Source organism: Candidatus Obscuribacterales bacterium, from assembly GCA_036703605.1.
GTDB lineage: Bacteria > Cyanobacteriota > Cyanobacteriia > RECH01 > RECH01 > RECH01.
Map to the genome: position 1 here is coordinate 1 of DATNRH010001003.1, position 1,539 is coordinate 1,539.

Sequence of the window (1,539 nt, forward strand, 5' to 3'; positions counted from 1 at the left end):
ACGGCATCACCCGGACCACTCTCCAACGCCACGAAACCGACCATGCTGAGCAAACCTTAGGCATCTTTCTCGCTCCTGACAGGAACACCCAACAACAAGTGGAATATTTGAAGGACAAAGCGCGAGCCTTTGCAGGACATATCCGCGCAGGCAGCCTCTCCCGGAACGATGTATGGGTCGCCATGAAGACCACCATTCTAAAAACGATGGAATACCCCATGCGAGCCACAAACATCACACGCGATGACTGGGAAGCCATCTACTCCCCCATCCTTGCGATATGCCTTCCCCGGTCCGGAATCTCCCGCAACTTCCCACGCACCGTCGCTTTCAGCCCCACGGAATTCCAAGGCCTGGGCATCATGCACCCATGGTACCAACAAGAACTGTCCCACATCCAGGCACTCCTGGAGGAGAACGCCAAGCCCCTCTCTGTAGCCAAGACCTTCATGCAAATCTCTGCGGAATCGCTTCGCCTCGAACTCGGCATCGGGGGACCCTTCACCTCCATCGACTACAAAACCGCCTCAGCCATCGCCACCAAAGGATGGTGGACCTCAGTATGGAGAAGCGCACAACAGTTTCATATCGACATCGATGACCCCTACGAACCCATCCGCCTTATCCGGGATAAAGACCAATTCCTCATGCAAGCCTTTCTCAACAACGGATTCCGAGGGAAAACCCTGCACCAGCTCAACGAGTGCCGAATGTATCTACGGGCAATCACCCTGGCAGACATCACCAATGCACCAGGCGACTACCTCCTCCACACAGCCCTCACCGGAAAACGCAGCTCCGTCTGGCACAACTACACCTGGCCTAGAGACCCACCCCACATCACTGGCGGACAATGGACCACTTGGCGCAACGCTCTTCGCACTTGCTTCTCCAACCCCTACGAGACCACCACCAAGCTTCTCCAACCACTGGGCAACATGCTACAGGCCACTCCCGACACATGGCCCTGGTACTACCATGTAACCTCGAAAACTCTTTACGAAACCACCGGCGACACGTGGCGCACCTACCAAGACCCACCACGCCCAACGCGTACAGTTTCCACCCAAGGCACCCGCATGCTTCCCTCCGCCAACAGCGCGCAACTCCCATCCAACTGCCGCCCCGCCACGGCATATCGCACTCCCACTGGCAACGCCTTCTACACCGGAGTCACCCAAGCGGCCCACCTCCATATACCACCCATAGAATCGCAAGACAATAGCCTGGAAAGCCACCGCAACCGAATCAATCCCGCCTCCCAATGGACCATAGCACACTGGGACCTTCCACCGGACCAAGGAACAGCCATTGCCACTGCAATCATCAATGGCACAGCAAAAGCAGTAAGCGATGGCTCCTACAAGTCCGGCCACAGCACCGCCGGATTCATCCTCTTAGGCTCCAACAAGGACCAGGAACTGGAAGGCGTCAACACCACACCAGGCGCCAAACTAGAACAGAGTGCTTATCGAGCCGAACTATCTGGCATAGCAGGAATCGCCTCTGCTCTCTCCTGCCTCTGCAAGAAACACGATA

Annotated in this window: 1 protein-coding gene; it reads left to right on the forward strand. The window is 56.5% G+C overall.

Going from position 1 to position 1,539, the window contains the following annotated elements:
• The coding region (locus V6D20_20565) for a hypothetical protein (protein HEY9818173.1) at nt 1–1,539 on the forward strand (1,539 nt) is incomplete at both ends.